7 protein-coding genes and 1 pseudogene are annotated in these 7,356 nt (G+C 35.5%); 7 read left to right on the forward strand and 1 reads right to left on the reverse strand.

The window, feature by feature from the left end; all coding sequences use genetic code 11:
• From MVY38_RS09220 to MVY38_RS09240, 5 genes and pseudogenes are all read left to right on the forward strand, one after another.
• Positions 1 to 431, forward strand: a pseudogene (locus tag MVY38_RS09220) (hypothetical protein); the annotation flags it as partial.
• 50 nt (positions 432 to 481) lie between these two features.
• Positions 482 to 1,654, forward strand: coding sequence for an MFS transporter (locus MVY38_RS09225; RefSeq protein WP_297485487.1), 1,173 nt, complete (start codon positions 482 to 484; stop codon positions 1,652 to 1,654).
• Positions 1,655 to 1,656: 2 nt separating this feature from the next.
• The gene (locus tag MVY38_RS09230; RefSeq protein ID WP_297485489.1) at positions 1,657 to 2,379 is read left to right on the forward strand and encodes a c-type cytochrome; all 723 of its coding nucleotides are present in this window, start codon (positions 1,657 to 1,659) and stop codon (positions 2,377 to 2,379) included.
• Positions 2,376 to 2,750, forward strand: a complete 375-nt coding sequence (locus MVY38_RS09235; RefSeq protein WP_297485491.1) for a NifB/NifX family molybdenum-iron cluster-binding protein — start codon at positions 2,376 to 2,378, stop codon at positions 2,748 to 2,750. Before MVY38_RS09230 ends, MVY38_RS09235 begins: the two co-directional genes overlap by 4 nt.
• Before the next feature lie 14 nt (positions 2,751 to 2,764).
• Positions 2,765 to 3,040, forward strand: a complete 276-nt coding sequence (locus MVY38_RS09240) for a DUF134 domain-containing protein (protein ID WP_297485493.1) — start codon at positions 2,765 to 2,767, stop codon at positions 3,038 to 3,040.
• A 3-nt stretch (positions 3,041 to 3,043) separates the two neighbouring features.
• Here MVY38_RS09240 and MVY38_RS09245 read toward each other — a convergent pair whose 3' ends face one another.
• Positions 3,044 to 4,162 carry a multiheme c-type cytochrome gene (locus tag MVY38_RS09245; RefSeq protein ID WP_297485495.1) on the reverse strand — a complete coding sequence of 373 codons (1,119 nt, stop codon included), beginning with the start codon at positions 4,160 to 4,162 and terminating at the stop codon, positions 3,044 to 3,046.
• Positions 4,163 to 4,335: 173 nt separating this feature from the next.
• On the opposite strand from MVY38_RS09245, the gene MVY38_RS09250 reads away from it, so the two are divergent.
• Both MVY38_RS09250 and MVY38_RS09255 read left to right on the forward strand, forming a co-directional pair.
• Complete coding sequence (locus tag MVY38_RS09250; RefSeq protein ID WP_297485497.1) at positions 4,336 to 6,387, forward strand: TonB-dependent receptor; 2,052 nt, start codon at positions 4,336 to 4,338, stop codon at positions 6,385 to 6,387.
• On the forward strand, positions 6,381 to 7,356 hold a 976-nt coding region (locus MVY38_RS09255; RefSeq protein ID WP_297485499.1), incomplete at its 3' end, for a PepSY domain-containing protein. The genes MVY38_RS09250 and MVY38_RS09255, both read left to right, overlap by 7 nt.

Here is a 7,356-nt window from a genome sequence, read left to right on the forward strand (position 1 = left end):
AACTTAATCCAAATCTTACACTCTTTGTTCCCTCTTCACTCTCAAAACATCTTATAAAAGATTTGAAAACTTTGGTTAAAGAGGTTATAGTTTGCACAAAAAAACCACAAAAACTTTTTGCAAATCTCTATACAACTGGAGTTTTAGGAGATGAAACTCCTGAGCAGTCTCTCATCATAGATAAACAAGAGAGTACGCTTATAACAGGTTGTGGACACTTTGGAGTTGAAAATATTACAAAAGTTGCACGAGAGGTTATTGGTAGAGATATTGAATGTGTTGTGGGAGGTTTTCATCTTTTACGAAGTAGTGATGAAAAAATATTGCAGACCATAGATGCTCTCATAGAAATGGGTGTAAAGTGTGCAAGACCCACACATTGTAGTGGGGATAGGGCGATTGAATTATTTAGGAACTCTATTGACTTATGAACATATGACCGATATAATTTCACTAATATGTTTTCAAGGATAGTGCTAAGGTGCAAAAAAAAGATAATAACATCATCGCTACGGTTTCTGTAGCACATTTGGTACAAGATACTTACTCTGCTTTTTTAGCACCTATTTTGCCACTACTTATAGATAAGCTTGGTATGAGCCTTGTTATGAGTGCTTTTTTAGATATTGCTAGAAAAATTCCCTCTCTTTTAAATCCTTTTTTCGGTCTTTTGGCTGAGAGAAGTGATGCTCGATATTTTGTGATTTTATCTCCTGCGTTTACTGCTGTTGTGATGTCACTTTTAGGAGTGGCTAACTCTTATGCAATGTTACTCGTTTTGCTTTTTATTGCAGGAATCACTTCAACACTCTTTCACATTCCCTCTCCTGGAATGATAAAAGCATCTTCTGGCGATAAACTTGGACGGGGAATGAGTTACTTTATGGTTGGTGGAGAGCTTGCTCGTACACTTGGTCCTTTGATTATTACAGGTGGTGTCTCTTTATGGGGGCTTGAGGGTACTTGGAGACTTATGCCTTTTGGTATGATTGCTTCACTTATTTTGTACTATAAACTGAGAAATTTTAACTTTACTCAGACAAAGTTTACAAAAAAGAGAGAAAAGGGCGATGCCATGCGTGAAGTAAAACGCTTTTTGCCTCTCTTTGGTGCTATGAGTGGTTTTATGTTTTTCCAGTCTGCTATGAAGATGGCAGTGACGCTTTATTTAGCTATTTATCTTACACAAGAGGGGTTCTCTTTGTGGGTGGCAAGTAGTGCTTTGGCAGTTTTGCAGTTTTTTGGGGTGATTGGCACATTTCTCTCAGGAACTATTTCAGATAAAATTGGAAGACAAAAAACGCTTGTTATTATGTCAAGTGGGTCAGCATTAACCATGAGTGCTTTTCTCTTTAGCACAACTCCCTACACAATGTTCCCACTTTTAGCACTTTTAGGCATATTTATGTTTGCAAATGGTCCTATTATGCTCTCTGTTATTCATGAGTTAGATACAAAAATGCCGACATTTATAAACAGTGTCTATATGAGTATAAACTTCTCAATTAGTTCTATTGTAGTTCTGGCTATGGGAGTTTTTGGTGATGCTATAGGGTTGAAAACTACATATATTATCGCTGCGTTTTTGGCATATATTGCCATTGGTTTTGCACTGTATCTTAACCGTGCTATTATAAAAGTAAAAAGGATTTAGAAATGAAAGTATTATTATTAGCAGTAGTTGTGTTGTTCTCTTTTTCGGGATGCTCACAAGATAAAAAAGTAAATAATTTAGACGGAAAAAAACTTTTAGAGCAAAAGTGTACGAAGTGTCATAACATTGATTTACCACCTAAGACTTTTACAAATGAAAAAGCACCAGCGATGATGGCAGTTGCATTTCATGTAGTACATTTTATAAAAACAGAAGATGAGAGTCAGCGTATTCCAAAGGCGATTGCATTTGTAAAAGATTATGTTATAAATCCTAGTGCAAGTAAATCATTTTGTGATAAAGCAAGTCTAAAAACTTATGGAATTATGCCTTCACAAAAAGGCAAAGTAACACAAGATGAACTTCAAGCTATAGGTGAGTATATGTTCTCTCATTTTACAGAGAAAAATCTTAATGAAGCACAGCTTTTAGAGAACAAACTTAATGCAATGCCAAAAGGCGAGAGATTATCTTTACAAAATGGTTGCCTTTCTTGTCATAAAATTAATAAAAAAATTGTTGGACCTGCATTTAGAGATATTGCAAAGAGAAAAGGAAACTCATTAGCAGTTTTGATGCATAGCATTGAAAATGGTAGTAAGAAAAAATATGCCACTTCTAAAGGTGCGGTAATGCCTGCGTTTAAAAAGTTAAACGATGCAGATGTAAAAACAATTGCTCAGTGGATACTCTCTTTAAATAAATCACAAAAGGATAAAAAATGAAAATAGTTTTAGCAGTAGATGAAGATAAAAAGACAATAGTAAAAAAAACAGGGCAGAGTGCATACTTTGCGATTTATGATGATGATAAATTTGTAGAAGTAGTACCAAACAAGCATCATGATGGCGGGCATCATGCTCATAGAGAAAATGCAGAACATGACCACTCTGAGATGGGACATGAAGAGCATACAAACTCTCATAGAAAAGATGTAGAGGCACTGAAAAATTGTGACATTATTTTAGTGCAGGCTGTGGGTGAAAATATGAAAGAGGCACTAGAGTCCATTGGCTTAAAAGTGAAAAAAATACGTCAAAAACATGGTGCAACAGCTGATGAAGTTGTCCGAAACTTTTTAGATGGCAATATCTAAACGCAGGAGTTTGTATGAGAGGTAGAAAACCAATACAGAGACATATAGATGCAGATCATAGCCATATCTGTTTTAAGCCATGTGGTGTTAAACGCAGTGAACTTGAAAGAGTTGCACTGCGTGAAGATGAGATGGAAGCACTGCGTTTAGCAGATTATGAAGGGCTTTACCAGCAAGAGTGTGCAGATAAAATGGGCATCTCTCGCACCACATTTTCGCGTCTTATAGAGTCTGCTAGAAAAAAAATAGCAGATGCTCTTTTACATACTAAAGCGATACGAATAGGTTAAATATTATCTCTTTAGTGTATATATTTTACTTTTTAAAAGCATCGGTGTTTTTAAATTGGAATTTTGTAAATTTAGAGTTTTCCAGCAACTAGGTTTTGCTAATATTACATACATAGAAGCTGTGATTATATCACCTTCTTTCAAGTCAGAAACATTGTAAATCAATTTTTTTGTCTCTTTTGCTTTTATATTGTTTACAAATCCTCTTTTGTATGCAAAAGCAGGTATAACAACTGGTTTTCCATCAGCCCCTAAAAAATCAATTTTAAATATACCCTGTTTGTCCTCAGTAGGAGATTTTTTATAATTTTGCCAGATAATTTTACCATCTCTTTTTACATTGAGTTGTAAATATTTTAACCTTGCAACTTGGCTAATAAGTGGATGAGGCATTTTATTTTTAATGCTCACTTCAATTTGTTTATCTTTTACATGAATATCTAACTCTATCCCCTTTTTTCTCATGCTCATGTTATGTATGCCATTAAAGCTATGGTCGTGATGTTGCGTACGAAATTTCTTGTTCATCTTTTCGACTTTTCCAGCTACGAGAGGCATATGGCATTTAATACACTCTCTACTATCCATTTTACCATTCATATCATCATAGATTAAAGTATCATGGGTGTTTCTTTTATGCGAATGACAGCCTGAACAGACATATTTATCATAAATAGGGCTATGTGTCATTGTGTGTTTATCACTCTCGTCAGGATTTTTTAAAGAGCCATATAAAGTTGGTTTATAATTTTCTACTTGTTTGGTAAGAATGATTTTGTTTTTAAGATGGGCTTTTTTTACATAGGCAATCTGATGACAATAAAAACAACTAATAGCATCTTTTTCTCTCTGCTTTGATGAGTTAGGTTTTGCAGTACCATTAGCCAACTCTTTTTGGTTTTGAGCTGATGGCATATGGCATGTCGCACAATTATAATGATCTTCGCTTGCTGCTAGGTTGGCAACTTTTCTATGTAGTTCATCGTTGAAATATGTCTTAGAATGGTAAGAACTTTGATACTCTTGGAAAATTTCTTCGTGACACTCACTGCATGATTTATTTGTAAGATAGCTTGCCGACAAAAGCGTTACAAATAGAGTAAGAAAAATAATTTTTATCATTTTTGACCTTGTTTTCAATTATGTGCAATTGCTTAAAGTATGACATATTTTTTCTGAAAAATTATTGACTCATATCATTAGGAAAAAGATGATGAAGAAACTCTCATTTAACACTTATGTAACACTCTTTTTATAAACTTCCACTATTACAAGAGAAGTTTAAGGAAAAAATAATGAAAAGAGCGATTATAACTTGCTGTATGAGTGCTTCTGCACTTTTGGCAAATTCTGTCATCAATCTGGCACCTATGAGTGTAACGGCTACAGGTATAGATGAAGCGGTGTTAGAGCAACCGTTGAGTGTTGCAACGAAAGAGAAAAAAGAGATTGAGCTTGATCAGGTTATTTTTCAAAAAGATCTATTGAACTCTTTGAGTGGCGTGAGAATTGAGCAAACCGGTTCTGTTATTGGACATATGACATCTATTCGTATGCCTATTAATACGGGTCCCTATTACTTGTTTATGCAAGATGGTATTCCTGTTCAATCGAGTGGGTTTTTTAATCATAATGGGCTTGCTTATACAACTTTTCAAACTGCCTCATCAGTAGAAGTGTTAAAAGGGGCAGGAACTGCACTTTATGGTTCAGATGCAGTCGCTGCAGTTGTGAATGTAAAATCAGCAACGAGACCTTCAAAGAAAAAAGAGATAACCATTAAAGGAATGGGTGGAAGTTATGGTTATGGTTCGCTTAGTCTTGGTATGAGTGATACTATTGACAACGACAATGCCTATCGTGCAGATGTCTCTTACATGCATAGTGATGGTTGGAGACAGCATACAAAAACAGATAGAGCAGAAGCCAATCTTCGTTATGACCATACGATAAATGATGACAATGATGTTAAAGTCATTTTTAATTTCTCAAAAACAGAAGCAGAGCAGGCAGATAGTTTTAACGATTATGCAAATATTGAAAATGGCTCGACTGCTGCTAGTGATGATCCGAACTATTTTACAGCACTTGAGAAAACAGATGTTACAAGAAAGTTTGACTATTCAAGATTGAGTGCAGAATTTTCAAACTATACATTTAATGATATGGAAATTACTGTTACTCCATACATCCGTTACAATAGAAACAGATATGTAGCAACTTGGGAAGGCAATCTGCCAAGTAACGATAATGAACTGTACACTCTTGGGCTTTTACAGCGTAATACCTATGAGAAGAACTGGGGACGAGTTGTATTTGGATTTGATACGGAGTATACACAATCATCACTAAAATATAATCAGGACTTTGATGTTACGACTACAGGATGGAAACCAAAGACATATACAGCAGGTGCTTTGTATGATTATGATGTGAACTATTTTGCATTGGCACCATATATTCATATTGATTATATGATTACAAAACATATAAAACTGACTCCTGGACTTCGTTATGATTACAATAGATATGACTATACAAATAATCTTGCAGCAGATTCATCGGATAGCTCAAATACTTATTATCGTCCTGCAAGTAGAGTTGATTCGTATAATCATCTGAGTCCAAAACTAGCGCTTTCGTATCTTGTCAGACAAGATCTGAATCTTTATGCGCGCTACGCAAATGGTTTTAGAATTCCACAAGCGACAAGACTCTACTCTGTGAAAGTGGGATATGAAAATATTGATCTTCAAGCGGAAAAATCTAATACTTATGAGATAGGTTTGAAAAAAAGCTTTTCTAAGAAAACATCTTTTGACTTAGCGGTGTATTATATGACAATCGATGATACAATTGTGCGTGATGCAACAACGGGTGGCTATAGAAACGGCGGTTCAACAATTCACAAAGGTGTAGAAGCGACCTTGAAATCGAACATTACAAAAGAGTTTGAAGCTGCAGTGAGCTACTCGTACTCCAAACATAATTATGATAATGACCCTGTTTTAGGGGACAAGGAGATGGCGGCAGCTCCTAATACTTTGGCAAATGTCAGACTTTTTTATATGCCTAGTTATATTCATGGTATGAGACTTATGGCTGAGTGGCAGCATGTTGGCTCTTACTGGATGGATGATGCTCATACTGCAGGTAGATATGATGGTTATGATATTGGTAATTTTAAGGCAGATTATAAGTATTCAAAAAATGTTAGATTCTTTGCAAAAGTAACCAATATAACAGATAAAAAGTATGCAGTAAGAGCGCGTTATGCTTATCATAAAGAGGACTATACTCCGGGTGATCCAAGAAGTGTGTATGCAGGTTTAGAGTATAGATGGTAAAGAGTTATAAGCTCCATAAGTTAGCAGGTTTCTCTAGTGGAATTTTCCTGCTGATTTTATCAATCAGCGGATTTTTTCTTGACCATGACAAATGGAGTTTCCTCTATAGCACTACTTTTAACAATGTCCCTTCACACATTTTAAAAGCCGAGAATCGTCTTTTTAATGTGTACTATCAAGAGCCGAAAAATTCTGCTCATCTTATTGTAGGTGGGCAAAGAGGACTCTATGAGAGTTTTAATGGTGGAGAGAATTTTCACAAACTTTCATCTTTACAAATTCTTGCTGCTGTTGATGATGATGGCAAAGAGCTTTACCTTGCTACATCTGATGGTGTTTACATGCTTGATAATAAGCTGCACCCTCTTGCCCTGCAGGGAAAATATGTAACAGCTTTAAGTGCTTCAAAAGAGAAAATAGTTGCGGTAGTAGATAAAAAAGAGATTATTCTTTTAAACAGAAAAAGTGCAAAAATCTTACAAAAAAATATTGTTAAAATCGATGCAGCCCAACTACATGAAAATATAAAACTCTCTCGTTTTGTGAGAGATCTGCACTATGGACGGGGTCTTTTTGACGGAGATATCTCATTGCTTATAAATGATTACGGGGCACTTTTTTTAGTATATTTGGGTCTGAGCGGCTATATGATTTGGTGGCTGATTCATCGAAAGAAAAAGGCAAAACTCTCACGCAAGCTGATTAAAACACATGCGAATATCTTCGCCATAATAGCGCTCTTTCCTCTCTTTATTTTAGCAATTACAGGAGTTTTTTTAGATCACTCCGGTGGACTTGCAAAATTCATGAAATCTGTAACAATCCCTCACGCAGTCCTGCCTCCTGTTTATGATTCGCTTCAAAGTGATATTTGGTCGATCGATTATGATGGCAAGGTTTGTAGAGTTGGGAATAGGTATGGTGTCTATGCAAGTCGTGACTTGCAGAATTGGAAGCTTGAAAATAGAG

It is taken from the genome of Sulfurimonas sp., assembly GCF_027056685.1.
GTDB lineage: Bacteria > Campylobacterota > Campylobacteria > Campylobacterales > Sulfurimonadaceae > Sulfurimonas.